This is a genomic window from Nonomuraea thailandensis, assembly GCF_024172165.1.
GTDB lineage: Bacteria > Actinomycetota > Actinomycetes > Streptosporangiales > Streptosporangiaceae > Nonomuraea > Nonomuraea thailandensis.
On record NZ_JAMZEB010000002.1, the window covers coordinates 72750 to 96842 of the forward strand.

Consider the following 24093-nt stretch of genomic DNA (forward strand, 5'->3'; position numbering starts at 1 on the left):
GCCGCCGCTGGACGCGGAGCCGGCACAGGCGTAGGGACGAAGTGAGGCGGCCCGGGACACCCGCCGGGCCGCCCTCTCAGGAAGGAAGGCGGATGGCCGTACCCACGCCGGTCCTGACGATGACGGGAATCGGCAAAGAGTTTCCGGGGGTGAAAGCCCTGGACGGAGTGGACCTGCGGCTGCTGCCCGGCGAGGTGCACGCGCTGATGGGAGAGAACGGCGCGGGCAAGTCCACATTGATCAAGGTGCTCACCGGTGTGCACCCCGCCGACGCGGGCACCACCGAGCTGAACGGATCGCAGGTCGCGTTCGGCAGCCCCCTGGAGGCGCAGCAGGCCGGGATCAGCACGGTCTACCAGGAGGTCAACCTCTGCACCAACCTGTCGGTGGCCGAGAACATCCTCCTGGGCCGCGAGCCCAGGAAACGCGGCCGCATCGACTGGAAGCGCATGCGGGCCAGGGCCGGCGAGCTGCTGTCGCGGCTGGAGCTGAGCCTGGACGTCTCGGCGCCGCTGTCGTCGTACTCGCTGGCCATCCAGCAGATGGTGGCCATCGCCCGGGCGATCGACATCGACGCCAGGGTGCTGATCCTCGACGAGCCCACCTCCAGCCTGGACGCCGACGAGGTCGAGCAGCTCTTCAGGGTGATGAGGAGGCTGAAGGAGGAGGGCATCGCCATCCTGTTCGTCTCCCACTTCCTCGACCAGGTCTACGAGATCTCCGACCGGATGACGATCCTGCGCAACGGGCGGCTGGTCGGGGAGTACCTGACGAGGGAGCTGCCGCAGGTCGAGCTGGTCGCCAAGATGATCGGCCAGGAGCTGGCCGTGCTGGAGCGGCTGCACGGCGAGGCCAAGGTGTTCGACCGCCCGCTGGTCGAGGCGCGCGGGCTGGGCCGGGCCGGGGCGATCGAGCCGTTCAGCATGACCATCCACGAGGGCGAGGTCGTGGGCCTGGCGGGGCTGCTCGGCTCGGGGCGCACGGAGATCGCCCGGCTGCTGTTCGGCGCCGACCACGCGAGCACGGGCGAGATCACGGTCGGCGGGTCGCCGCAGTCGCTGCGCACGCCGCGCGCGGCGATGACGCAGAAGATCGCGTTCTGCTCGGAGAACCGCAAGGCCGACGGGCTCATCCCCGACCTCACCGTGCGCGAGAACATCATCCTGGCCCTGCAGGCCACCAGGGGCTGGACCAGGCCGGTGCCGCGCGAGCAGCAGGACGAGCTGGTCTCCAGGTACGTCAAGGCGCTCAAGATCAGCCCGCCCAACCCCGAGCACCTGGTGCGCAACCTCAGCGGCGGCAACCAGCAGAAGGTGGTGCTGGCCAGGTGGCTGATCCTGGAGCCCCGGCTGCTCATCCTGGACGAGCCCACCCGGGGCATCGACGTCGGGGCCAAGACCGAGATCCAGCGCCTGGTGGCCGAGCTGTCCGACGGCGGGATGGCGGTGCTGTTCATCTCCGCCGAGCTGGAGGAGGTGCTGCGGCTCAGCCACAAGGTGCAGGTGCTGCGGGACCGGAGGCTGGTGGCCGAGCTGCCGAATGACGAGGCGCTCACGACCGACGTGCTGATGGAGACCATCGCGAGCGGAGGGCGGGCCTCATGAGACGTCTGTTGTGGCCGCTGGTCATCCTGGCCCTGCTGCTGGTGCTGAACGTGTTCTTCACGCCCAGCTTCTTCTCGATCGAGGTCAAGGACGGCCACCTTTACGGCAGCCTGATCGACATCCTGCGGTTCGGCGCCCCGCTGATCCTGGTCTCGCTGGGCATGACGCTGGTCATCGCGACCGGCGGCATCGACCTGTCGGTGGGCTCGGTGGTGGCGATCTCCGGCGCGCTGGCCTGCCTGCAGATCAGCCAGGACGCGAGCGTGTTCACCGCCGTGGCGCTGGCGCTGGCGCTCTGCCTGGTGCTGGGGGCCTGGAACGGCTTCCTGGTCGCGGGCGTCGGCATCCAGCCGATCATCGCCACGCTCATCCTCATGGTGGCCGGGCGCGGCCTGGCCCAGCTCATCACCGACGGGCAGATCATCACGGTCAACAGCCCGGCGTACAAGGTGATCGGCGGCGGCTACTGGCTGACCGTGCCGTTCGGCATCCTCATCGTGATCGGGGTGCTGGCGATCAGCGCGTTCCTGACCAGGCGGCTGGCGCTGGGCATGCTGATCGAGTCGGTCGGCAGCAACGCCGAGGCGAGCAGGCTGGCGGGGATCAGGTCGCGCGGGATCATCGTCATGGTGTACGCGTTCGCCGCCCTGTGCGCGGGCGTGGCGGGCCTGATGATCAGCTCGAACGTCTCCAGCGCCGACGGCAACAACGCCGGCCTGTGGATCGAGCTGGACGCGATCCTGGCCGTGGTGATCGGCGGCACGTCGCTGGCGGGCGGCAGGTTCTCGCTCGGCGGCACCGTGGTGGGCGCGCTCATCATCCAGACGCTGACCACGACGATCTACTCGATCGGGGTGCCGCCGGAGACGACGCTGCTGTTCAAGGCACTGGTCGTGACCGCGGTCTGCCTCATCCAGTCCCCGTCGTTCCGCGCGAAGGTGTTCCGGGGGCGCGGGCGGGCCGCGCCCGCCAGCCCTGCCGTCGAGGAGAAGGTGAGGGTGAGCACGTGACGACGCTGACCGTGGGCCGGGCCTCGGTCCCGGCCAAGTACCTGCCCGTCCTGGTGACCGGGTGCCTGCTGGCGGCCATGTTCGTGGCCGGCGGCATCCGCTACGAGGGGTTCGCCAGCGGGCAGGTGATCCTGAACGTCTTCATCGACAACGCCTTCCTGCTCGTGGTGGCGATCGGGATGACGTTCGTGATCCTCACCGGGGGCATCGACCTGTCGGTGGGGTCGGTGGTGGCGCTGTCGACGATGATCTCGGCCAGCCTCATGGCGGGGCCGGGGTGGCCGCCGTACCTGGTGGTGCCGCTGGTGCTGGCCATCGGATCGGGGTTGGGCCTGGTCATGGGGTACATCGTGCACGCCTTCGACATCCAGCCGTTCATCGTGACGCTGGCCGGCATGTTCCTGGCGCGGGGGCTGTGCTACACGATCGGGACCGACTCGATCCCGATCGAGGACGCCACGTTCACGGCGTTCGCGCAGACCAGGATCGACCTGTTCGCCGACCTGTGGATCTCGCCCAGCGTGATCATCGCGGTGGTGGTCGTGGTGGTGGCGGCGTACGTGCTGCACTACACCCGCTTCGGCCGCTCGGTCTACGCGACGGGCGGCAGCGAGCAGTCGGCGCTGCTCATGGGCCTGCCCGTGGGGCGGACGAAGATCACCGTCTACACCATCAGCGGCTTCTGCTCGGCGCTGGGCGGCGTGCTGCTGTCGTTCTACATGCTCTCCGGCTACGGCCTGCACGCGGTGGGCATGGAGCTGGACGCGATCGCCGCGGTGGTCATCGGCGGGACGTTGCTGACCGGCGGTAGCGGCTTCCTGCTGGGGACGGTGCTCGGCGTGCTCGTGCTGGGGCTGATTCAGACGATCATCAGTTTCGAAGGGACCCTGTCGTCTTGGTGGACCAAGATCTTCATCGGAATGTTGCTCTTCGTCTTCATCCTGCTGCAGCGCCTGTTCTCGGCCCGCTCGGGCCGCTGACCTGCGGCAAAGTTACCTGAAAGTTTCTGTGAGGTTATGTCCGAGCGTTGACATAGACTTTGTTAGCGATAACAATCAGCGGAAACGGGTGCGAACTTTGTTCTGATTCGTCACGTTCTGTGATCGAATCCCCTCACTTATCACCGGCAGCCGCCGCGTCCTGCGTCTGCCGCGACCCCCATGGAAAGGGATGCACATGAGGTTGGGACGGATCGGGGGCGTGGTGTCCGCCATCGCGCTCGCCGCGACCATGACGGCCTGTGGCTCGAGCACGAAGACCGTTGACCAGGAGGCCTCCGCCTCCGCGGCCGCCGGCAACGCGGGCGCCCTCATCGGCGTCACCATGCCCACCAAGTCCTCCGAGCGCTGGATCCACGACGGCGACAACGTCAAGAAGCAGCTCGAGCAGCTCGGCTACAAGGTCGACCTCCAGTACGCCGAGAACGACATCCCGACGCAGGCCAACCAGATCGAGAACCAGATCACCAAGGGAGCCAAGCTCCTGATCGTGGCCTCGATCGACGGCACGGCGATCACCTCGCAGCTCCAGCAGGCCGCCGACGCGAAGATCCCGGTCATCGCCTACGACCGGCTGATCCGCAACAGCCCCAACGTCGACTACTACGCCACCTTCGACAACTTCAAGGTCGGCGTGCAGCAGGCGACCTCGCTGCTGAAGGGCCTGGGCGTGGAGGACGGCAAGAAGGGCCCGTTCAACGTCGAGCTGTTCGGCGGCTCGCCCGACGACAACAACGCCACGTTCTTCTGGAACGGCGCCATGTCGGTGCTCCAGCCGAAGATCGACGACGGCACCCTGAAGATCGCCAGCGGCCAGACCGACTTCAAGCAGGCCGCCATCCTCCGGTGGGACCCCGCCACCGCGCAGAAGCGCATGGAGGACATCATCACCAAGACCTACACGGGCAGCACCAAGGTCGACGGCGTGCTGTCGCCGTACGACGGTCTGTCGATCGGCATCCTCTCGGCGCTGAAGAGCTCCGGCTACAGCAAGCCGTACCCGATCGTGACCGGCCAGGACGCCGAGCTCCAGTCGGTGAAGTCCATCGTCGCCGACGAGCAGTACTCCACCATCTTCAAGGACACCCGCAAGCTCGCCGAGCAGACGGTCAAGATGGCCGACGCCGTGCTCAAGGGCCAGCAGCCCGAGGTGAACAACACCAAGGACTACGACAACGGCAACAAGGTCGTGCCCTCGTACCTGCTCGACCCGGTGATCGTCGACAAGACCAACTACAAGGAAGTCATCGTCGGCGGCAACTACTACACCGAGGACCAGCTCAAGTAGGGGCTTCAGCCCCGGGGACGCCGCTCCCCGGGGCTTTTCCCGAGCGAGGGGATATGACCGAGCACATCTTGCGGATGAGCGGGATCACCAAGACGTTCCCCGGCGTCAAGGCGCTGCAGGACGTCAACCTGTCGGTCAGGCAGGGCGAGATCCACGCCATCTGCGGCGAGAACGGCGCCGGCAAGTCGACGCTGATGAAGGTGCTGTCCGGGGTCTACCCGCACGGCGACTACGAGGGCGAGATCCTCTTCGAGGGCGAGCGCTGCGAGTTCGGCGGCATCCGCGACAGCGAGCACGCCGGCATCGTCATCATCCACCAGGAGCTGGCGCTCAGCCCGCAGCTGTCGATCGCGGAGAACATCTTCCTCGGCAACGAGCGCGCCAAGCGCGGGTTCATCGACTGGAACCGCACCAACTACGAGGCCGCCGAGCTGATGAAGCGGGTCGGCCTGCGCGAGAACCCGACGACGCCCATCTCCGACATCGGCGTGGGCAAGCAGCAGCTCGTCGAGATCGCCAAGGCCCTGTCGAAGAGGGTGAAGCTGCTCATCCTCGACGAGCCGACCGCGGCGCTCAACGACGACGACTCCGCCCACCTGCTGGACCTGCTGCGCGGGCTGCGCGACGAGGGCATCACCTGTGTGATCATCTCGCACAAGCTCAACGAGGTGACCGCGATCGCCGACTCCGTCACGATCATCCGTGACGGCCGCACGATCGAGACGCTCGACATGGTCACCGACCACGTCACCGAGGACCGCATCATCGCCGGCATGGTCGGCCGCGCCCTCGACAACCGCTACCCGCCGCACGAGCCGACGATCGGCGAGGAGGCCCTGCGCATCGAGGACTGGACGGTCTACAGCCCCGCCCAGCCGGACCGCAAGGTCGTGGACGGGGCCGCGCTCACGCTGCGGCGCGGGGAGATCGTCGGGCTGGCCGGGCTGATGGGCGCCGGGCGCACGGAGCTGGCGATGAGCCTGTTCGGGCGCACGTACGGCGTGCACATCACCGGCAAGGTCTTCAAGGACGGCAAGCCGATCGAGATCCGCAACGTGCAGGACGCGATCAACCACGGCATCGCCTACGCCTCCGAGGACCGCAAGCGGTACGGGCTCAACCTCATCCAGGACATCAAGACCAACATCAGCGCCGCCGGGCTCAAGGGCCTGGCCAAGCGCGGCTGGGTGAACGACAACGAGGAGTACCGGGTCGCCGAGGAGTTCCACAAGAGCATGAACATCAAGGCCCCGAGCGTCAACAGCGTCGTGGGCCAGCTCAGTGGCGGCAACCAGCAGAAGGTCGTGCTGTCCAAGTGGATCATGACCGAGCCGGACGTGCTCATCCTCGACGAGCCGACCCGCGGCATCGACGTCGGCGCCAAGTACGAGATCTACACGATCATCAACCGCCTCGCCGACGAGGGCAAGGCCGTGCTGGTGATCTCCAGTGAGTTGCCTGAGCTGCTCGGCCTGTGCGACCGCATCTACACACTCTCCGAAGGTCGCATCACCGGCGAGGTTCCCCGCCAGGAGGCCACCCAGGAAAGCCTCATGCACCTCATGACCAAGGGACAGGAGTAGCTCTGATGAGCATCACGCCTGCCGACGTGAAGGTCGGCGCCAAGGGCGACGGGGGAGCGCCACGGCAGCCGGGCCGGGTGTCGTTCGGCGGAGTCTCGCTCAACCTGCGATCCAGTGGCATCTACATCGCCTTCGCGGCGATCATCGTGCTGTTCTCGATCCTGACGGACGGCGCGCTGCTCACGCCGCAGAACATCTCGAACATCATCGTCCAGAACTCCTACGTCCTGATCCTCGCGATCGGGATGATCCTGATCATCATCGCCGGGCACATCGACCTGTCGGTCGGCTCGGTGGTGGCGGTCACGGGAGCGCTGGCGGCGGTGCTCATGGTGAACATGGGCTGGCCATGGCCGCTGGCCCTGCTGGCCACGCTGGTGGCCGGCGCGCTCATCGGAGCCTGGCAGGGTTACTGGATCGCCTACTTCGGCATCCCGGCCTTCATCGTGACCCTGGCCGGCATGCTGCTGTTCCGGGCGCTGACGATGACCGTCCTGGGCAACCAGGGCATCGGCCCGTTCCCCGACCAGGTCCGTACGCTGGCCAACGGCTTCACCGACGGCTACCTCGGCAACATCGGCCTCGGCCCGCTCGGCGGCGCCGACCTGTTCAGCCTGCTGATCGGCATCGTGGCGATCGCCGGCATGTTCACCGCCCAGCTGCGCACCAGGAACGCCCGCAAGGGTTACGGCCAGTCGGTCGAGCCGATGGCGCTGTTCTGGCTGAAGATGGTCGCGGGCGCCGCGATCATCATGTTCCTGGTCATCCAGCTCGCCCGGTTCAAGAACCTGCCGTGGGTGCTGGTCCTGCTGGCGATCCTGGTGCTGGGCTACTCGATGATGGCCAACCGCACCGTCTTCGGCCGGCAGATCTACGCGATCGGCGGCAACCTCCAGGCGGCGATCATGTCCGGCGTGAAGGTCAAGTCGGTCGTCTTCTGGATCTTCGTGAACATGGGCGTGCTGTCGGCCATCGCCGGCATCATCTTCGCCGGCCGCCTCAACCAGGCCGGGCCCACCGCTGGTAACAGCTTCGAGCTGGACGCCATCGCGGCGGCCTTCATCGGCGGCGCGGCCGTCCAGGGCGGCGTCGGCAAGGTCGTGGGCGCCATCACCGGCGGCCTGATCATGGCGGTGATCAACAACGGCATGTCCCTGATCGGCTCGCCCAGCGAGCGGGTCATGCTCGTCAAGGGCATCGTGCTCCTGGCGGCCGTCGCGTTCGACGTGTGGACCAAGCGCCGGGCAGGGGTCTCCCGCTAAGTAAGATCCTCAGAGCCCAGCGAAAAGGAGAGATCGTTGACGACACCCAGGCGTCGCCTGCCGGTCATGGCCGACGTGGCCAAGGAGGCGGGCGTGTCGCACCAGACGGTCTCCCGGGTGCTCAACGACCATCCCAACGTCCGGGCCGACACCCGCGCCCGGGTGGAGGCGGCGATCACCCGGCTGGGCTACCGGCGTAACCTCGTGGCCCGCGCCCTGGTCACCAAGCGCTCGAGGACCCTCGGCGTGGTGAGCTTCGACACCACGCTGTACGGTCCCGCCAGCACCATCTACGGCATCGAGCAGGCGGCCAGGACCGCGGGTTACTTCGTCAGCATCGTGAGCCTGAAGTCGATCGACGCCGACAACGTGCGCGACGCCATCGACTACCTGGCCGAGCAGGGCGTGGACGGCGTCGTGGTGGTCGCCCCGCAGCGCTCGGCCGGGCTCGCGCTGGAGAGCCTGCCCTCCGGCCTGCCCGCCGTGGCGGTCGAGGGCACGCACAGGGCCGACGTGTCGGTCGTGTGCATCGACCAGATCGAGGGCGCCAGGCTGGCCACCCGGCACCTGCTCGACCAGGGCCACGAGACGGTCTGGCACGTCAGCGGCCCGCACGACTGGCTGGAGACCGAGGGCCGGCTCGAAGGCTGGCGGGCCGCGCTGGAGGAGGCGGGCCGGCCGGTCCCCGAGCCGCTGGCCGGCGACTGGAGCCCGCGCGCCGGCTACGAGGCGGGCAAGAGCCTGGCCGCGATGGACGGCGTCACGGCCGTGTTCGCCGCCAACGACCAGATGGCGCTGGGCGTGCTGCGCGCCCTGTCGGAGAAGGGCGTGCGCGTGCCGCAGCAGATCAGCGTGGTCGGCTTCGACGACATCCCGGAGTCGGAGTTCTTCTCGCCCCCGCTCACCACGGTCAGGCAGGACTTCGACGTGGTGGGCCGGCACTGCATCGAGGTGCTGCTGCGGCAGATCGACCTCGGCTACGCCGCGTACGAGCGCCTGGTCGTACGCCCCAGCTTCGTCGTCCGGTCGAGTACGGCTCCCGTCCGGTAGATGATGTGCATGCCCCCGAAAACCCTGGAGATCAATGTGAGCGCTAACAAATACGTGGTCGGAGTTGACTTCGGCACGCTTTCCGGGCGTGCCGTCGTCGTACGGGTGAGCGACGGCGCCGAGCTGGGCAGCGCCGTCCACGAGTACGAGCACCGCGTCATCGAGCACACCCTCCCGGGCACCGAGGTGCGCCTGGGCCCTGACTGGGCGCTGCAGTCGCCGCAGGACTGGATCGACGTGATGCGGATCGCCGTCCCGCGGGCCATCGCCGCCGCCGGCGTGCCGGCCGAGGAGATCGTCGGCATCGGCACCGACTTCACCGCCTGCACCGTGCTGCCCACCACGGCCGACGGCACCCCGCTCTGCTTCGAGACGCCGCAGGAGCCGCACGCCTGGCCCAAGCTGTGGAAGCACCACGCCGCCCAGCCGCACGCCGACCGGATCAACGAGCTGGCCGCGCGCAGGGGCGAGAGCTGGCTGCCGCGTTACGGCGGCAAGATCTCCTCGGAGTGGGAGTTCGCCAAGGGGCTGCAGGTCCTGGAGGAGGCCCCCGAGGTCTACGCCAGGGCCGAGCGCTGGATCGAGGCCGCGGACTGGATCATCTGGCAGCTCACCGGCGTCGAGAGCCGCAACATCTGCACGGTCGGCTACAAGGGCGTCTTCCAGGACGGCTCCTACCCGTCGGAGGAGTACCTGTCCGAGCTGAACCCGGGCTTCGCCGGCTTCGTCGGCAAGCTCGCCACCGGCGAGGTCGGCGAGAAGGCGGGTGACGTCACGCTGGCGCCGCTGGGCGGCCTGGCCGGGCGCCTGACCGCGCGGGCGGCCGGGTGGACCGGTATCCCCGAGGGCGCCGCCGTGGCCGTCGGCAACGTGGACGCGCACGTCACCGCCGCCGCCGCGGACGCCGTCAGGCCCGGCCAGATGGTGGCCATCATGGGCACCTCCACCTGCCACATCATGCCCAGCGACCAGCTCGCCGAGGTGCCCGGCATGTGCGGCGTCGTCCGCGACGGCATCGTGCCCGGCCTGTGGGGCTACGAGGCGGGGCAGTCGGCGGTGGGAGACATCTTCGCCTGGTTCGTCGAGAACTTCGGCACCGACGGGCACGAGCGGCTGACCGAGCTGGCCGAGAAGCAGGCCGTGGGCCAGCACGGGCTGGTCGCCCTCGACTGGTTCGGCGGCAACCGCTCGGTGCTGGTGGACCACAACCTCTCCGGCGTGATCATCGGTCAGACCCTGGCCACCAAGCCCGAGGACGTCTACCGCGCGCTCATCGAGTCCACCGCGTTCGGCGCCCGCATGATCGTCGAGACGTTCGAGAAGTCGGGGGTGCCGGTCGAGGAGTTCATCGTCGCCGGCGGCCTGCTGAAGAACCGTTTCCTCATGCAGGTCTACTCCGACGTGCTGCGCCGCCCGCTGTCGATCATCGCCTCCGACCAGGGCCCCGCGCTGGGCTCGGCCATCCACGCGGCCGTCGCCGCCGGCGAGTACGCCTCCGTCGAGGAGGCCGCCGCCGCCATGGGCAAGCGCACCGAGAACGCGTACGAGCCGGACGAGGCCCGCGCCGACGCCTACGACCGGCTCTACGCCGAGTACCGCAGGCTCCACGACTTCTTCGGAGACGGACAGATGCTGCACGCGCTGCGCGCGATCAGGAACGAGGCACAGGCTTGATGAACGACATGCGGAAGACCGTGGCGGACCTGCACGCCGAGCTGGTCCGCTACAACCTGGTGGTCTGGACGGCCGGCAACGTCTCCGGCCGTGTCCCCGGGGAGGACCTGTTCGTCATCAAGCCCTCCGGGGTCTCCTACGACGAGCTGACGCCGGAGAACATGGTCGTGTGCGACCTCGACGGCAACCTGGTGGAGGGCGAGCACGCGCCGTCCAGCGACACCGCCGCGCACGCCTACGTCTACCGCAACATGCCCGAGGTGGGAGGCGTCGTGCACACCCACTCCACCTACGCCTCCGCCTGGGCGGCCCGCGGCGAGGCCGTCCCGTGCGTGCTGACCGCGATGGCCGACGAGTTCGGCGGGGAGATCCCGGTCGGCCCGTTCGCGCTGATCGGCGACGACTCGATCGGCCAGGGCATCGTCGAGACGCTGAAGGGCCACCGCTCCAAGGCCGTCCTCATGCAGAACCACGGCGTGTTCAGCATCGGCAAGGACGCCAAGGCCGCGGTTAAGGCCGCCGTGATGTGCGAGGACGTGGCCCGTACCGTGCACGTGGCCCGCCAGCTCGGCGACCCGCTGCCCATCGCGCAGGCCGACATCGACAGCCTGTACGACCGCTATCAGAACGTCTACGGACAGAGGAGCCCGCGTTGAACATCTGGTTTCTGACCGGCAGTCAGGGACTCTACGGCGAGGACACGCTGCAGCAGGTGGCCGAGCAGTCCCAGCGGATCGCCGAGCAGCTCCCCATGCCGGTGGAGTGGAAGCCCGTCCTGACCGACGCGGCCGCCATCCGGCGGATCATGCTGGAGGCCAACGCCGACGACTCGTGCGCCGGCGTGATCGCGTGGATGCACACGTTCTCCCCGGCCAAGATGTGGATCGCCGGGCTCGACGCGCTGCGCAAGCCGCTGCTGCACCTGCACACGCAGGCCAACGTCGAGCTGCCGTGGGCCACCATCGACATGGACTTCATGAACCTGAACCAGGCCGCGCACGGCGACCGCGAGTTCGGGCACATCCAGACCAGGCTCGGCGTGCCGCGCAAGACCGTGGCCGGGCACGTCAGCGACCCGGCCGTGGGCGAGCGCATCCTGTCCTGGCTGCGCGCCGCCAAGGGCCTGGCCGAGGTGCGCACGCTCAAGCTGGCCCGCTTCGGCGACAACATGCGCGACGTGGCGGTCACCGAGGGCGACAAGGTCGAGGCGCAGCTCCGCTTCGGCGTCTCGGTCAACACCTACGGCGTCAACGACCTGGTCGAGGCCGTGGATGCGGCCTCCGACGCCGACGTGACGGCGCTGGTCAAGGAGTACGCCGAGCAGTACGCCGTGGCGCCCGAGCTGCTGGGCGAGCGCCACGAGTCGCTGCGCTACGCGGCCAGGATCGAGCTGGGCCTGCGCGGCTTCCTGGAGGCCGGCGGCTTCAGGGCGTTCACCACGAACTTCGAGGACCTCGGCGGCCTGCGCCAGCTCCCCGGCCTGGCCGTGCAGCGGCTCATGGCCGACGGGTACGGCTTCGGCGGCGAGGGCGACTGGAAGACCTCGGTCCTGCTGCGCACGCTCAAGGCCATGGCGCCGGGCGGCACCTCCTTCATGGAGGACTACACCTACGACCTGACGCCCGGCAACGAGCTCATCCTCGGCGCCCACATGCTGGAGGTCTGCCCGTCGATCGCCTCCGGCACGCCGTCGTGCGAGATCCACCCGCTGGGCATCGGCAACCGGGAGGACCCGGTCCGGCTGGTGTTCGACGCCGAGCCGGGGCCCGGCATCGTGATCGGCCTGGCCGACATGGGCGACCGGTTCCGCCTGGTGGCCAACGAGATCGACGTGGTGACCCCGCCGCAGCCGCTGCCCAAGCTGCCGGTGGCCCGCGCCGTGTGGCAGCCGCGCCCGAACCTGCGCACGTCCACCGAGTCGTGGCTGACCGCCGGCGCCCCGCACCACACGGTGCTGTCCAAGACCGTGGGCCGCGAGGAGCTGGTGGACCTGGCCGAGATGCTGGGCGTGGAGCTGGTGGTCATCGACGCCGGCACCACGACCGAGCAGTTCGCCAAGGAGCTGCGCTGGAACCAGGCGTACTACCGCCTGGCCCAGGGCTTCTAGGCCTCGCCCTCGGGAGACTTCTTGGGGGCGTTCCTGCGCTGCTCCTCGGCGCGCTCGCGGCAGCGGCGCAGGAACTCCTCGTCGTCGTCGGGGTTGGTGGCGGCGAAGCGGCCGGGGCGGTCGTACTCGGGGTAGGCGCTCGGCCTGGCCGCGACGGCCCGCTCGGGGCGGCCGGCCACCAGCCAGGCGACGGAGCCGATGAGCGGGAACAGCAGGACGATCAGCACCCAGCCGATCTTCGGCAGGTTACGGCACGCGACGTCGGGTGTGGTGATCACGTCGAACAGGCAATAGAGCCAGAGCACGAGCGTGACCAGGCCGACGGCCTGGGACAGAAGAAGCACGGCACACCTCCGGTCGGCGGCACCTGAAACTAGCGGCACCCGGACGGGCTGACAAGGTGGAGCTGTGGGAAGGTAAGGCCGTGACGCTGACCAATTGGGCTGGAAACACCACATTCCACGCGAAGGACGTCCACCATCCGACCTCCCTCGACGAGCTGCGGCGGCTCGTCGCGGCCAGCGCCGGCGTGCGGGCCCTCGGGAGCGGGCACTCCTTCAACCACGTCGCCGACACCACCGGCGACCTCGTGGTGCTCGACCGGATGCCGGACCAGGTCGAGATCGACAGCGCCGCGGCCACGGTGCGGGTCGGGGCGCGCACGACGTACGCGACGCTCGCGCCGCGGCTGCACCAGGCCGGTTTCGCGCTGGCGAACCTGGCCTCGCTGCCGCACATCTCGGTCGCCGGCTCGGTCGCGACCGGCACGCACGGCTCGGGCGACGCCGTGCGCAGCCTGGCCGCCGCGGTCTCCGGCATCGAGCTCGTCACCGCCGACGGCTCGCTGCTGTCGCTCTCGCGCGGCGACGCCGACTTCCCCGGCGCCGTGGTGTCGGTCGGCGCCCTCGGCGTCGTCACCTCGCTCACGCTCGACCTCGTACCCGCCTTCGAGCTGCGCCAATACGTCCGCGAGGGGCTGAGCGAGGACGCGCTCGCGCACTTCGGGGAGATCATGTCCAGCGGCTACAGCGTCAGCCTCTTCACCGACTACCGCGACACCCGCGTCTGGCTCAAGCGCGAGGAGGAGCTGGCCGACCCCGACTGGTACGGCACCACCCCCGCCGACGGCCCCCGCCACCCCCTGCCCGCCATGCCGGCCGACAGCTGCACGGGCCAGCTCGGCGTGCCCGGCCCCTGGTACGAGCGGCTGCCGCACTTCCGTGCCGACTACCCGCCCAGCGGCGCCGGCGACGAGCTGCAGTCGGAGCTGCTGCTGCCCAGGCGGCACGCGGCCGAGGCGCTGCGCGCGCTGTTCGCGATCGGCGACCGCATCCGGCCGGTGCTGCAGATCTCCGAGGTGCGCTCCATCGCCGCCGACGACCTGTGGCTGAGCCCCTTCAACGGCCGCGACAGCATCGGCATCCACTTCACCTGGGTCAAGGACGTGGCCGCGGTCATGCCCGTGCTGGAGCTCGTGGAGCGGACGCTGGCGCCGTACGAGCCGATGCCGCACTGGGGCAAGCTGTTCACCCGATGGCCGGAGTGCCCCGGCTCCTTCCGCGCGCTGGCTCGCCGGCTCGACCCCGCGGGCAAGTTCGCCAACGACTTCACCCGGCTACTGCTGGGGGAGTAGCACCCGCCGGAGGCATGCGCCCGCGGATGTAGCGGGCGACAGGTCCGGGGGACGATGTCACACCCCGGGCCTGTGGGCGATCGTATGGGGCATGACCGATCACCCGTTCAGATTCGGCGCGGTAGCCGGGCAGGCCCCCGACGCCGGCGCGTGGACCGGGCTGGCCCGGCGGGCGGAAGACCTGGGCTACGCGACCCTGCTCGTGCCCGACACACTCGGCACGCTGTCGCCGTTCACGGCCGCCGCGGTGGCGGCCACGGCCACCACCACCCTGCGCGTCGGCACGTACGTGCTCAGCGCCCCCAACCGCACGCCGCACGCCGTCGCCTGGGAGAGCGCCACCCTGCACAAGCTCACCGGCGGCCGGTTCGAGCTGGGCCTGGGCGCCGGGCGGCCCGACGCCGAGGCCGACGCGGCGGCGCTCGGCGTGCGCTTCGGCACGCCCAGCCAGCGCATCGAGCGGCTCTCCAGCACCATCGACGCCGTCCAGGACGTGCGGGTGCTGGTCGCCGCCTCCGGGACGAAGCTGCTGCGGCTGGCCGCCGCCAAGGCCGACACGGTCGCGCTCGGCGTGCCGCCGCACTACACCGAGGAGCAGGTCGCCGCCAAGCTCGACGAGCTGTACGAGCTGGCCGGCGACCGCTTCCACGAGCTGGAGCTGGCCATGAACCTGGCCTGCGCCGGAGCGGAGCCGCCCGGATGGGCGCTGAGCCGCTTCGGCCGCACCGGCACCGGCATCCTCACCGGCACGGTGGCGGAGATGACCGACACGCTGCTGCGCCGCCGTGACCATCTCGGGATCTCCTACGTGTCGGTGAACGCCCAGTTCATGGACGCCTTCGCGCCGGTCGTGGAACGCCTCGCCGGTACCTGACGGGATCTGACAGGTACGTCCGCCAGGATCGGGGTCATGACCGCAAAGGGAACCTTCGAGACCGCCGGCTGGACCCCGCAGCCGCCGTACGACGACCGCGACGGCGTCACGCTGGGCGTGGTGACGCTGACCAAGACCTTCTCCGGCGACCTGACCGGCACCAGCCTCGTCACCATGCTCATCGCCACCACCCCGGTGGAGGAGTCACGCTCGTACGTGGCGCTGGAGCGCGTCGAGGGCACCCTGCACGGGCGCGCGGGCAGCTTCGTCGTCCAGCACGACGCCACCAGCGACGAGGGCGAGCAGTCGCTGCGGATCAGGGTCGTGGCCGACTCGGGCACGGGCGAGCTGCGCGGCATCAGGGGCGAGATGGGCATCGTCATCGGCCCCGACGGAGGTCACTCCTACACCTTCGACTACGCGCTCTGATCGGCTAACGTACCGACCACCCGGTACGCCGGCGTCGCCGGGGGGAGGAGCGCGTCGTGTGGGACCCCGAACTCGCCGAGCTGAAGCGCCGCAGGGAGCTGGCCGAGCGCATGGGAGGCGAGGAACGGGTCGCCCGCCAGCACGCGACCGGCCGCCTCACCGTCCGTGAGCGGCTCGCCGCCCTCACCGACTCCTGGCAGGAGATCGGCGCGCTCACCGGGCGCGCGTCCGACGGCGGCTTCACCCCGTCGAACGTCATCATCGGCCGCGCCCGGCTGGACGGGCGGCGGATCGTGGTGGCGGGCGACGACTTCACCGTGCGCGGCGGGGCCGCCGACGCGGCCATCCACGACAAGCAGATCCTGGCCGAGCGCATGGCGGGCGAGCTGCGCGTGCCGCTCGTCCGGCTCATCGACGGCACCGGGGGCGGCGGCAGCGTCAAGCAGTTGGAGGAGCACGGGCGCACGTACGTGCCCCACAATCCCGGCTGGGACCAGGTGGTGGCCAACCTGGGCAGGATTCCGGTGATCGCGCTGGCCCTCGGCCCCGTCGCCGGGCTCGGCGCCGCCCGGCTCGTCACCTCGCACGTGTCGATCATGGTGAAGGAGCTCTCGCAGGTGTTCATCGCGGGGCCGGCCGTGGTGGAGGCGGGGATGGGCGAGAGCGTCTCCAAGGAGGAGCTGGGCGGCTGGCGCACGGTGTCGGCGGCCGGCACGGTGGACCTGGTGGCGGGGTCGGAGCAGGAGGCGTTCGAGCTGGCCAGGAAGGTGCTGGCGTACCTGCCGCAGAGCGCCTGGCAGCCGCCGCCCGTCTTGCGCGAGCCCCGCGACGACCCCGGCAGGGTCGCGCCCGAGCTGCGCGAGATCGTCCCGAGAGACCGCCGCCGTCCCTACGACATGCGGCGGATCCTGGAGCTGGTCTTCGACACCGGCACGGTGCTGGAGCTGGGGCGCAGGTTCGCCCCCTCGATCGTCACCGCGCTGGCGCGGCTCGACGGCTGCCCGGTGGCGGTGCTGGCCTCCGACCCGCGCGTGTACGGGGGCGGCATGACGGCGGCGGGCGCGGACAAGACGGCCCGCTTCGTCGACCTGGCCGAGACCTTCCACCTGCCGGTCGTGCACCTGGTCGACCAGCCGGGCTTCGTCATCGGCACCGCCGCCGAGAAGGCGGGCACGATCCGGCGCGGCGCCCGCGCGCTGGCCGCCGTCTACCAGTCGACGGTGCCGTGGGCCTCGGTCCTGGTCCGCCGCGTCTTCGGCGTCGCCGGCGCCGCCCACCGGCCCCACTCCCGCTACAGCCTGCGCGTGGCCTGGCCGTCGGGCGACTGGGGGTCGCTGCCGATCGAGGGCGGGCTGGAGGTGGCCTTCAAGCGCATGCTGGCCGAGGCGGGCGAGGAGGCGGCCACGCTGAAGGCCGAGATCGCCGAGCGGCTGGAGGCGGTCAGGTCGCCGTTCAGGACGGCGGAGGCGTTCCTGGTGGAGGACATCATCGACCCGGCCGGGACGCGCCCGGTGCTGACGGAGTGGGTCCACGACGCGTACGCGGCCCTGGACCTCGGCCCCAACCCGTCGGCCCGCCCCTGAGCCTCACGCGCCGGGGCGGTAGCGCCGCGGCGGGGTGTGGATGTCGAAGCGCAGGCTCGGCTGGGCCAGGACGGAGTGGGGCGCCGTGCCGGGGGTGATCAGGCCCAGCCGTTCCAAGACGGGGAACCGCGCGGCCGTGGCGGCGAAGGAGCGGGGCCGCATGACCGGATGCCAGATGCTGTACGTGCCCACCCTCCCGTCCCTGCGCCGGTACCAGCCCAGCGTCGGATGGGTGAGCCGCTCCAGCCAGTCGGTCTCGCCCGCGAATCCGTCGAGGAGCGGGAGCGGCCCGGGCAGCTCGGCCGCCTCGCAGTGCGCCTGCCCCGCCCGCAGGCTCCAGCGGGCCGGCGCGGCGGTCCAGTCCGCCTCGATCCCGATGCGGGCGCGGCGCCACGGCATCCCCCAGACGTGCTGCGGGATCGCGACCACCGGGTGGTCCAGCGCGGTGCCGAAGAACCACACGCCCGGCCGGCCGTGGGCGGTGACGTACGCCCGGTAGTTGATCTGCCCGCAGTCGATCCCCACCCGCGGCAGGAACCGGAAGTGGAAGTCGCGGTCGCGGAAGGCCACGGCGGAGACCAGCGCCCCCGGACCGTCCCCGAACGTCGTCTTCATCGGCGCGAACCCCCTGGGCAGGTGCCGGGCCAGCGCGTCGGCGTCCACCCGGTAGCTCACGATGGCGAAGTCGTCGAGGTCCGTCTCCGCGTGGTGCCAGCGCGGGCGCGGGCGAGGGGTGCCGGGGAAGGTCATGCCCCCACGGTAGGGGCCGCGCGCGCCGGTGCGGGGGTTGCCGCCCCGAACGGCCTTCTCACCGGAAAACCGGTGGCCTGCCGGACGGGTCCGTGAAACCGTCGGTGCACGATGATCCGGTGGACCGAGGCGGGGCAGGAGCGCACGGCGGCCTGGCGTTCGGCGCTGGGCGCGCCGCCACCCGGGCGTGTCGTGGTCGCCGACGACCGCATGACCGCCGCCACCGCCTACCGCCTGGCCTGCGAGGGCACCGCGCTGCTGTGGCGCGGCGACTTCCAGGGCGCCAGGCAGCTCCTGGCCGCCATGGGCCGGCGGTGCAAGCCGGCCGCGCCGGGCAGCGGCTTCCACCGCCACCGCCAGGCGCAGTCCCAGCGCGCCCGCACGCTCGGCATGCTGCTGGTCCCGTACACGCAGGGCCACGTGGTGCCGCTGCGCAGGGCGCCCGACGTGCGGGAGGCGTGCGCCGAGGTCTTCGGGCCCGGCGCCCCGCCCGCGGTCGGCCCGTTACGCGAGCTGCTCGGCCTGATCGGCGCGCACGAGTGGCGCAAGAAGGGCGTGCACGTGCCGGCGCTCGGCGCCCGGGTGCACCCGTACCACGGCGTGTTCTCCCCGATCAGGGGCGAGTACGTCGACCTGGTCGCCGAGGCGCCGCTGCCGGGCGATCGGCTGGCCTTCGACGTCGGCACCGGCACCGGCGTGCTGGCGGCCGTGCTGGCCAGGCGCGGCGTCCGCCACGTCGTGGCCACCGACCTGGACGCGCGCGCCGTGGAGTGCGCCGGCGAGAACGTCGCCAGGCTGGGCCTGGACGACCGGGTGGAGGTGGTGCGGGCCGACCTGTTCCCGCCGGGGCGCGCGCCGCTGGTCGTCTGCAACCCGCCATGGCTGCCCGCCACGCCGGTCTCGCCGCTCGACCACGCCGTCTACGATCCGGGCGGGCGGATGTTACGGGGGTTCCTGGACGGGCTGGGCGAGCATCTGGAGCCGGGAGGGGAGGGCTGGCTCATCCTGTCGGACCTGGCCGAACATCTCGGGCTGCGGACGAGGGCCGAGCTGCTGGCGGAGTTCGAGCAGGCCGGGCTGCGGGTGGCCGGCCGCATGGACGTCCCGCCCCGGCACCGCCGCGCCGCCGACGGGGCCGACCCGCTGCACGCCGCCCGCGCCGCCGAGGTGACCTCGCTCTGGCGGCTCACGCCCCTACCGGAGGGCTAGGCGCTGAACGCCTTGCGGTAGGCCGACGGCGAGGTGCGCATGGCGCGGGTGAAGTGGTGCCGGAACGTCACCGGGCTCTCGAAGCCGACCGCCGCGCCTATCTCCTCCACCGGCGCGCCCGTCGACTCCAGCAGCGGCAGGCTGGCCGCCACCCGCTGCGAGATGACCCAGCGCAGCGGGCTGGTGCCGGTCTGCCGCTTGAAACGCCTGATGAACGTGCGCTCCGCCATGTGCGCCACCCCGGCCAGATCGGCCACGGTGATGGGCTCCGCCAGATGGTCCATGGCCCAGGCCATCGCCCTGGCCACCGCGTCGTCGTCCTCGACGGGGGTGACCGCGGCCTGGATGAACTGGGCCTGGCCGCCCTCCCTGTGCGGCGGCACGACGAGGCGGCGGGCCACGGTGTTGGCCACGCCGGGGCCGTGGTCGCGGCGTACGAGGTGGATCAGCAGGTCGAGCCCGGCGGCGCTGCCCGCGCTGGTCAGCACGTCGCCGTCGTCCACGTACAGGACGGAGGGGTTGACCAGGACGGCGGGGAAACGTTCCTGCAGCAGGCCGGCGTAGCGCCAGTGCGTGGTGGCCGGGCGGCCGTCGAGCAGCCCGGCCGCCGCCAGCGCGAACGCGCCCGAGCAGATCGACACCATGCGCGCGCCCCGCTCGTGCGCCTGCCGCAGGGCGGCGGTCAGCGGCGCCGAGACGGGCCCGCGGACGTCGGCCACGCCGGGCACGATCACGGTGTCGGCGACGGCCAGCGCGTCGAGACCGTGCGCCGCCGTCATCGTGAACCCGCCGACCACGCTCAGCGGCTCCAGCGTCTCCGCGCACACCGTGAGGTCGTACCAGGCGATCTCCAGCTCGGGCCGGGGCAGGCCGAACAGCTCGATGACGCAGCTCAGCTCGAACGGCGCCATCCCGTCGAAGGCCAGCACGGCGACCCGGTGGGGCCTGACCGGAGAAGGCAGCAGCATGCCCGCATGTTAGCTGCAGCCTCTCCGCGGCAGGAGAGATATATGCATATTTCGGGAGTGCAGACCGTTTTGCCCGATCACCGCTACGAGCAGGCGGAGATCACCGAGGCGTTCTCCCGGCTGACCGAATGCGACGAGGAGCTGCTGAGGCGATTCCACCAGGCCACCGGGGTACGCGGACGCAACCTGGCGCTGCCGCTGGCCGACTACGCCAAGCTCGACTCCTTCGCCCGCGCCAACGACGCCTACGTCGAGCTCGCGCTGGAGCTCGGCGAGCGGGCCCTGGCGGGCGCCCTGCACAAGGCCGGCGTGCGCCCCGAGAAGGTCGATCACCTGTTGTTCTGCTCGACCACGGGCCTGGCCACGCCCTCGCTCGACGCCAAGCTGGCCCAGCGGATGGGGCTGCGGCCCGACGTGAAACGGGTGCCGGTGTTCGGCCTGGGCTGCGCGGCCGGCGCGGCCGGGCTCGCCAGGCTGCACGACTACCTGCGCGGCTGGCCCGACCACGTGGCGGTGCTGGTGTGCGTGGAGCTGTGCTCGCTGACCATCCAGCGCGAGGACACCTCGATCGCCAACCTCGTGGCCAGCGGCCTGTTCGGCGACGGCGCGGCGGCCGTCGTCGCGACGGGGCGCGGCGGCGGCCCCGAGGTCGTCGCGACCCGCAGCCGGCTCTACCCGGGGACCGAGCACCTGATGGGCTGGGAGGTGGGCGACCACGGCTTCCGCATCGTGCTGGACGCGGACCTGACGGGGTTCGTGGAGCAGGTGCTGGCCGGCGACATCAAGCAGTTCCTGGCCGACTACGGTCTGACGCCCGAGCAGGTGGCCACCTGGGTCTGCCATCCCGGCGGCCCCAAGGTCATCGAGAAGATCGTGCAGACGCTCGGCCTGCCCGCCAAGGCGCTCGACGTGACGTGGAGCTCGCTGCGCGAGTACGGCAACCTGTCGTCGGTCTCGGTGCTGCACGTGCTCCAGGAGACCCGGGGCACGCCCGGGGCCCCCGCCGTGCTCATGGCGCTGGGCCCGGGGTTCTCCGCCGAGCTGCTGCTGCTGCACTGGTGAGCGCGTACGCGCTGCTCATCGGCCTGGTCGTGGCCGAGCGGCTGGCCGAGCTGGTCGTGGCCAGGCGCAACCTGGCCTGGGCCAGGGCCAGGGGCGCAGCCGAGTACGGCAGGCGGCACTATCCCTGGATCGTGCTGGCCCACGTGGGGCTGCTGGCGGCGGCGCCGGCCGAGGTGTGGCTGCTCGACCGGCCGTTCCTGCCCGCGCTCGGCTGGCCCATGCTGGTCGTCGTCGTCCTGGCCCAGGGCCTGCGGTGGTGGTGCATCCGCACACTGGGGCACCAGTGGAACACGCGCGTCGTGGTGGTGCCGGGGCTGCCGCTGGTGCACCGGGGGCCGTACAGGTGGATGCGGCACCCGAACTACGTCGCCGTGGTCGCCGAGGGCATCGCGCTGCCGCTCGTGCACACGGCCTGGGTGACCGCCCTGGTGTTCACGATCACGAATGCGGCACTTCTCGCCGTCCGGATACGGGTGGAGGACGCCGCACTGGCAGACTAGAACGTATGAACGATATCCTGCCGTTGATGCGCCGAGCCGCCGGGCGCACCACCGACCTCGTCCGCGCCATCGGCGACGACCGGCTCGGGCTGCCCACGCCGTGCACCGAATACGACGTCGAGGCGCTGCTCAACCACATGGAGTGGAGCGCCTCCCTGTTCGAGTCCGTCGCCGCCGGAGGCCCCTTCGTGCCGCCGAAGCAGGAGTACACCGGCGACTTCCCCGAGCGGGTCGAGCGCATGCTCGCCGTCTACGAGCGTCCCGAGGCCTGGGAGGGCGTCAGCGAGGCCATGGGCGGCCTGCCCAGGGCCGTGCTGGCCAACATGGCGCTGACCGACCTCGTGGCCCACGGGTGGGACCTGTCGAGGGCGACGGGCCTCGACTGGGAGGTGGAGGAGGAGACGGCCGCCGTGCTGGCCGCGTTCGCCGCGCGGATGGCGCCCAAGGGCCGCGAGCAGGGTGCGTTCGGCGCCGAGGTGGCGGTGCCGGACGACGCGCCGGCGCTCGACCGCTTCCTCGGGCTCATCGGCCGGGATCCGGCCTGGAAACCGTGATCTGCGGCAGGTCCTCGGGCGCCTTGCCGGGATACAGGCCGGTCAGGAGGGTGCTGACGGTGTAGAGATGCCAGGCCTGCGCCGGTTTGCGCACGACCGGGTCGGCGAACAGGGCGCGCACCTCGTCCGGCTCGACGATGGGCGCGAGGGCGTCGAGGCTGCCGAGCACCTGCTCGCGCAGCACGTCCGTGAGCGCGGGGCCGGGGCTGGTCCGCCAGCTCCACCCGCCTCCGGTCTTGGCGGTGGGCAGGTGCGGGGGAGGCTCGGGCAGGCGGGTCGTCCAGGGGAACCGGCGCTGCGGGGCCGCGCCCTCGGTGAACCGCCACGGCTTGCCCTCGATCGGCACGTCCCGCAGTTTCGGGGCGAACCGCAGGATCAGCGTGTGGATGACCTCCTCGGACAGCCGCCAGCCCTGGTCCAGGCCGAGCGCCGCCCGCACCACCCGGTTGTCCAGGAACGGCCGGACGGGGTCGCCGCGCCGCAACGAGCCCGCGCGGGCGCTGGCCTGCCAGCGCCCGACCTTGTACCAGATGTAGAGGTGGTCCAGCGCCTCCAGCCGGTCCGGCCGCGCCAGCCACGGCTCGGCCAGCTCACGGGCGTGCTCGTTGGCCTCGGCGGTGAAGAGCTTCGCGTCCTTGCGGAACGTCGTGTCGATGCGCCGCATCAGGGCCTTGTCGCCGAGGTCGCTCTGCAGCAGGTTCAGGCTGCCGGCACGCAGCGTCTCGCCGCTCTGGCCCGACATGGTGGGCTTGCCGGAGTAGGGCAGGTAGCTCACGATCGACTCGTACGCCGAGGTCATGCCCTCGCACGTGCGCAGCGTCTCCCAGGCGCGGCTGCGCGGATGCTCCACCAGCACCGCGTCCTTCGCGGCGGTCTGCGGCGGGGCGATGACCGTGTGCTCCACGCCCAGTCGCTCGGCGATCATGCGCGCGAGGATCACGTCGGGGTGCGTGTCGAGACCGTTCGTCGTCGTCCTGAACGGCACCCGCGCCGCGTGCAGCAGCGCCGCCAGGATGCGGGTGTCGCGTCCGCCGGTCAGCGCCAGGTTCACCGGCTCGCCCAGGTCGCGCAGCGGGGCCACGGTCGCCAGCAGCGCGTCCGCCAGCTCGCCGATGGCCGCCCGCTTGCGCCGCGCCGAGGTGGGCGCGGGCGCCGCCTCCGGCAGCGGGGTCTCGGTGATGGCGCGCACGCCGTCCCGCACCACCAGGCGGGAGCTGGGCCGCAGCGCAGACACCCCCTTGTACGGCGTCTCGTCCGACAGGAAGAACCCCTGCCTGACCATCGACTGCAGGGCGAGCACGTCGAAGTCGACCCGGTCGTCGGGCCGGGACACGAGGTGCACGAGCAGGGCGCGGCTGCCGACGATGTGCAGCTCCGGCGTCTCGGCGTGGAAGACGGGGCAGACCCGGTTGATCGCGGTGCTCGCGCCCAGCTCGCCGTCGCGGGCGAACCAGGCCGAGAAGCAGCCGCCCACGGAGTCGTCCGGCAGCGCCGCCACCTCGGCGGGGTCGGCCAGATGGCCGTTGAGGCCCACCACCCGGCCGCCGTGCTGGGAGATCAGCGGCGGCTGCCGGGAGTCGTCGGGCTCGTTGGTCCAGGCGAACAGCGAGACGCCACGGCCGTGCCATTCCTGGCCGCGAATCACCTCGGGAGGCACGGGAAAGGCCCATTCGATTGCGGAACGGGCTCTATTCAGTACCGCCGGGGAAATGTCCTGCCGCTTTGTGGCCAGGCCCAAATAGACGCGCACGCACCAGGCTTACCTCATTTTGCTCATTCGTCACAACTGATCACGTATCGATCGCGGTTTGCGCTCGCTTACGTCACCGGCCCGGCCGAGGCAGGGCGCATTCCGTCGTACGACTCGGAGGTGGTTGAGATGAGATTTCGTTCTTTGGTGGCTGGTGTTGGCCTTGTCGCCCTCCTGGGTCTGGCTGCCTGTGGCGGCGGAGGCG

22 protein-coding genes are annotated in these 24093 nt (G+C 70.9%); 18 read left to right on the forward strand and 4 right to left on the reverse strand.

The features are described from left to right. Positions 1-92: 92 nt before the first annotated feature. From HD597_RS04470 to araA, 10 genes are all read left to right on the forward strand, one after another. Positions 93-1604, forward strand: coding sequence for a sugar ABC transporter ATP-binding protein (locus HD597_RS04470; RefSeq protein ID WP_253740424.1), 1512 nt, complete (start codon positions 93-95; stop codon positions 1602-1604). Then, on the forward strand, positions 1601-2614 hold the full coding sequence (locus HD597_RS04475) for an ABC transporter permease (RefSeq protein WP_253740425.1): 1014 nt from the start codon (positions 1601-1603) through the stop codon (positions 2612-2614). The genes HD597_RS04470 and HD597_RS04475 overlap by 4 nt, the downstream gene beginning before the upstream one ends. Continuing rightward, positions 2611-3594, forward strand: a complete 984-nt coding sequence (yjfF, locus tag HD597_RS04480) for a galactofuranose ABC transporter, permease protein YjfF (RefSeq protein WP_253740426.1) — start codon at positions 2611-2613, stop codon at positions 3592-3594. The genes HD597_RS04475 and yjfF overlap by 4 nt, the downstream gene beginning before the upstream one ends. Positions 3595-3790: 196 nt before the next feature. Continuing rightward, positions 3791-4900, forward strand: coding sequence for a multiple monosaccharide ABC transporter substrate-binding protein (chvE, locus tag HD597_RS04485; protein ID WP_276082818.1), 1110 nt, complete (start codon positions 3791-3793; stop codon positions 4898-4900). Between the two features lie 53 nt (positions 4901-4953). Beyond that, positions 4954-6483 (forward strand): multiple monosaccharide ABC transporter ATP-binding protein, encoded by a 1530-nt coding sequence (gene mmsA / locus HD597_RS04490; protein ID WP_253740427.1) that lies wholly within the window; start codon positions 4954-4956, stop codon positions 6481-6483. Between the two features lie 5 nt (positions 6484-6488). Beyond that, positions 6489-7745: a multiple monosaccharide ABC transporter permease gene (gene mmsB, locus HD597_RS04495; RefSeq protein WP_253740428.1), complete on the forward strand. Its 1257-nt coding sequence runs from the start codon at positions 6489-6491 to the stop codon at positions 7743-7745. A gap of 36 nt (positions 7746-7781) precedes the next feature. Then, the gene (locus tag HD597_RS04500) at positions 7782-8795 is read left to right on the forward strand and encodes a LacI family DNA-binding transcriptional regulator (protein ID WP_372513357.1); all 1014 of its coding nucleotides are present in this window, start codon (positions 7782-7784) and stop codon (positions 8793-8795) included. 9 nt (positions 8796-8804) lie between these two features. Continuing rightward, positions 8805-10469: a ribulokinase gene (gene araB, locus HD597_RS04505; protein WP_253740429.1), complete on the forward strand. Its 1665-nt coding sequence runs from the start codon at positions 8805-8807 to the stop codon at positions 10467-10469. 8 nt (positions 10470-10477) lie between these two features. Next, positions 10478-11125, forward strand: a complete 648-nt coding sequence (locus tag HD597_RS04510; RefSeq protein WP_372513613.1) for an L-ribulose-5-phosphate 4-epimerase — start codon at positions 10478-10480, stop codon at positions 11123-11125. Then, complete coding sequence (araA, locus tag HD597_RS04515) at positions 11122-12576, forward strand: L-arabinose isomerase (RefSeq protein ID WP_253740431.1); 1455 nt, start codon at positions 11122-11124, stop codon at positions 12574-12576. Before HD597_RS04510 ends, araA begins: the two co-directional genes overlap by 4 nt. On the opposite strand, the gene HD597_RS04520 is transcribed toward araA, so the two are convergent. Further along, complete coding sequence (locus HD597_RS04520; protein ID WP_253740432.1) at positions 12573-12920, reverse strand: PLD nuclease N-terminal domain-containing protein; 348 nt, start codon at positions 12918-12920, stop codon at positions 12573-12575. The two genes, araA and HD597_RS04520, sit on opposite strands and share 4 nt — an antisense overlap. An 80-nt stretch (positions 12921-13000) precedes the next feature. Between HD597_RS04520 and HD597_RS04525 the strand changes: the two genes are divergently transcribed. The 4 genes from HD597_RS04525 (at position 13001) to HD597_RS04540 (ending at position 17095) form a co-directional block, all read left to right on the forward strand. Beyond that, positions 13001-14209, forward strand: a complete 1209-nt coding sequence (locus HD597_RS04525; RefSeq protein WP_253740433.1) for an FAD-binding protein — start codon at positions 13001-13003, stop codon at positions 14207-14209. A gap of 91 nt (positions 14210-14300) precedes the next feature. Next, on the forward strand, positions 14301-15083 hold the full coding sequence (locus tag HD597_RS04530) for an LLM class flavin-dependent oxidoreductase (protein ID WP_253740434.1): 783 nt from the start codon (positions 14301-14303) through the stop codon (positions 15081-15083). A 36-nt stretch (positions 15084-15119) separates the two neighbouring features. Then, the gene (locus HD597_RS04535; RefSeq protein ID WP_253740435.1) at positions 15120-15512 is read left to right on the forward strand and encodes a DUF3224 domain-containing protein; all 393 of its coding nucleotides are present in this window, start codon (positions 15120-15122) and stop codon (positions 15510-15512) included. Between the two features lie 56 nt (positions 15513-15568). After that, entirely contained in the window at positions 15569-17095 is a 1527-nt protein-coding gene (locus HD597_RS04540) for an acyl-CoA carboxylase subunit beta (protein WP_253740436.1), read from the forward strand. A 3-nt stretch (positions 17096-17098) separates the two neighbouring features. Here HD597_RS04540 and HD597_RS04545 read toward each other — a convergent pair whose 3' ends face one another. Beyond that, a complete protein-coding gene (locus tag HD597_RS04545; protein WP_253740437.1) occupies positions 17099-17845 on the reverse strand; it encodes a DUF2071 domain-containing protein in 747 nt (248 codons plus the stop codon). Between the two features lie 111 nt (positions 17846-17956). Between HD597_RS04545 and HD597_RS04550 the strand changes: the two genes are divergently transcribed. Beyond that, the gene (locus HD597_RS04550) at positions 17957-19054 is read left to right on the forward strand and encodes a methyltransferase (RefSeq protein ID WP_253740438.1); all 1098 of its coding nucleotides are present in this window, start codon (positions 17957-17959) and stop codon (positions 19052-19054) included. On the opposite strand, the gene HD597_RS04555 is transcribed toward HD597_RS04550, so the two are convergent. After that, on the reverse strand, positions 19051-20022 hold the full coding sequence (locus HD597_RS04555; RefSeq protein ID WP_253740439.1) for a helix-turn-helix domain-containing protein: 972 nt from the start codon (positions 20020-20022) through the stop codon (positions 19051-19053). The genes HD597_RS04550 and HD597_RS04555 overlap by 4 nt on opposite strands. Positions 20023-20079: 57 nt before the next feature. On the opposite strand from HD597_RS04555, the gene HD597_RS04560 reads away from it, so the two are divergent. Genes HD597_RS04560 through HD597_RS04570 form a run of 3 tightly spaced genes read left to right on the forward strand, consistent with a single transcriptional unit; the run spans position 20080 to position 22138 of the window. Then, positions 20080-21084 (forward strand): type III polyketide synthase, encoded by a 1005-nt coding sequence (locus tag HD597_RS04560; protein ID WP_253740440.1) that lies wholly within the window; start codon positions 20080-20082, stop codon positions 21082-21084. After that, on the forward strand, positions 21081-21584 hold the full coding sequence (locus HD597_RS04565; RefSeq protein WP_253740441.1) for an isoprenylcysteine carboxyl methyltransferase family protein: 504 nt from the start codon (positions 21081-21083) through the stop codon (positions 21582-21584). The genes HD597_RS04560 and HD597_RS04565 overlap by 4 nt, the downstream gene beginning before the upstream one ends. 5 nt (positions 21585-21589) lie before the next feature. Then, positions 21590-22138: a TIGR03086 family metal-binding protein gene (locus HD597_RS04570; protein WP_253740442.1), complete on the forward strand. Its 549-nt coding sequence runs from the start codon at positions 21590-21592 to the stop codon at positions 22136-22138. On the opposite strand, the gene HD597_RS04575 is transcribed toward HD597_RS04570, so the two are convergent. Further along, positions 22107-23795: an asparagine synthase-related protein gene (locus HD597_RS04575; RefSeq protein ID WP_253740443.1), complete on the reverse strand. Its 1689-nt coding sequence runs from the start codon at positions 23793-23795 to the stop codon at positions 22107-22109. The two genes, HD597_RS04570 and HD597_RS04575, sit on opposite strands and share 32 nt — an antisense overlap. Positions 23796-24093: the final 298 nt, after the last annotated feature.

Bases quoted from the DNA above. Each gene is read 5' to 3' on its own strand.
- HD597_RS04470 (WP_253740424.1), top strand. From the start codon at position 93: ATGGCCGTACCCACGCCGGTCCTGACGATGACGGGAATCGGCAAAGAG.
- HD597_RS04475 (WP_253740425.1), top strand. From the start codon at position 1,601: ATGAGACGTCTGTTGTGGCCGCTGGTCATCCTGGCCCTGCTGCTGGTG.
- chvE (WP_276082818.1), top strand. From the start codon at position 3,791: ATGAGGTTGGGACGGATCGGGGGCGTGGTGTCCGCCATCGCGCTCGCC.
- mmsA (WP_253740427.1), top strand. From the start codon at position 4,954: ATGACCGAGCACATCTTGCGGATGAGCGGGATCACCAAGACGTTCCCC.
- mmsB (WP_253740428.1), top strand. From the start codon at position 6,489: ATGAGCATCACGCCTGCCGACGTGAAGGTCGGCGCCAAGGGCGACGGG.
- araB (WP_253740429.1), top strand. From the start codon at position 8,805: ATGCCCCCGAAAACCCTGGAGATCAATGTGAGCGCTAACAAATACGTG.
- HD597_RS04510 (WP_372513613.1), top strand. From the start codon at position 10,478: ATGCGGAAGACCGTGGCGGACCTGCACGCCGAGCTGGTCCGCTACAAC.
- HD597_RS04530 (WP_253740434.1), top strand. From the start codon at position 14,301: ATGACCGATCACCCGTTCAGATTCGGCGCGGTAGCCGGGCAGGCCCCC.
- HD597_RS04535 (WP_253740435.1), top strand. From the start codon at position 15,120: ATGACCGCAAAGGGAACCTTCGAGACCGCCGGCTGGACCCCGCAGCCG.
- HD597_RS04545 (WP_253740437.1), bottom strand. From the start codon at position 17,845: ATGACCTTCCCCGGCACCCCTCGCCCGCGCCCGCGCTGGCACCACGCG.
- HD597_RS04550 (WP_253740438.1), top strand. From the start codon at position 17,957: ATGATCCGGTGGACCGAGGCGGGGCAGGAGCGCACGGCGGCCTGGCGT.
- HD597_RS04555 (WP_253740439.1), bottom strand. From the start codon at position 20,022: ATGCTGCTGCCTTCTCCGGTCAGGCCCCACCGGGTCGCCGTGCTGGCC.
- HD597_RS04570 (WP_253740442.1), top strand. From the start codon at position 21,590: ATGAACGATATCCTGCCGTTGATGCGCCGAGCCGCCGGGCGCACCACC.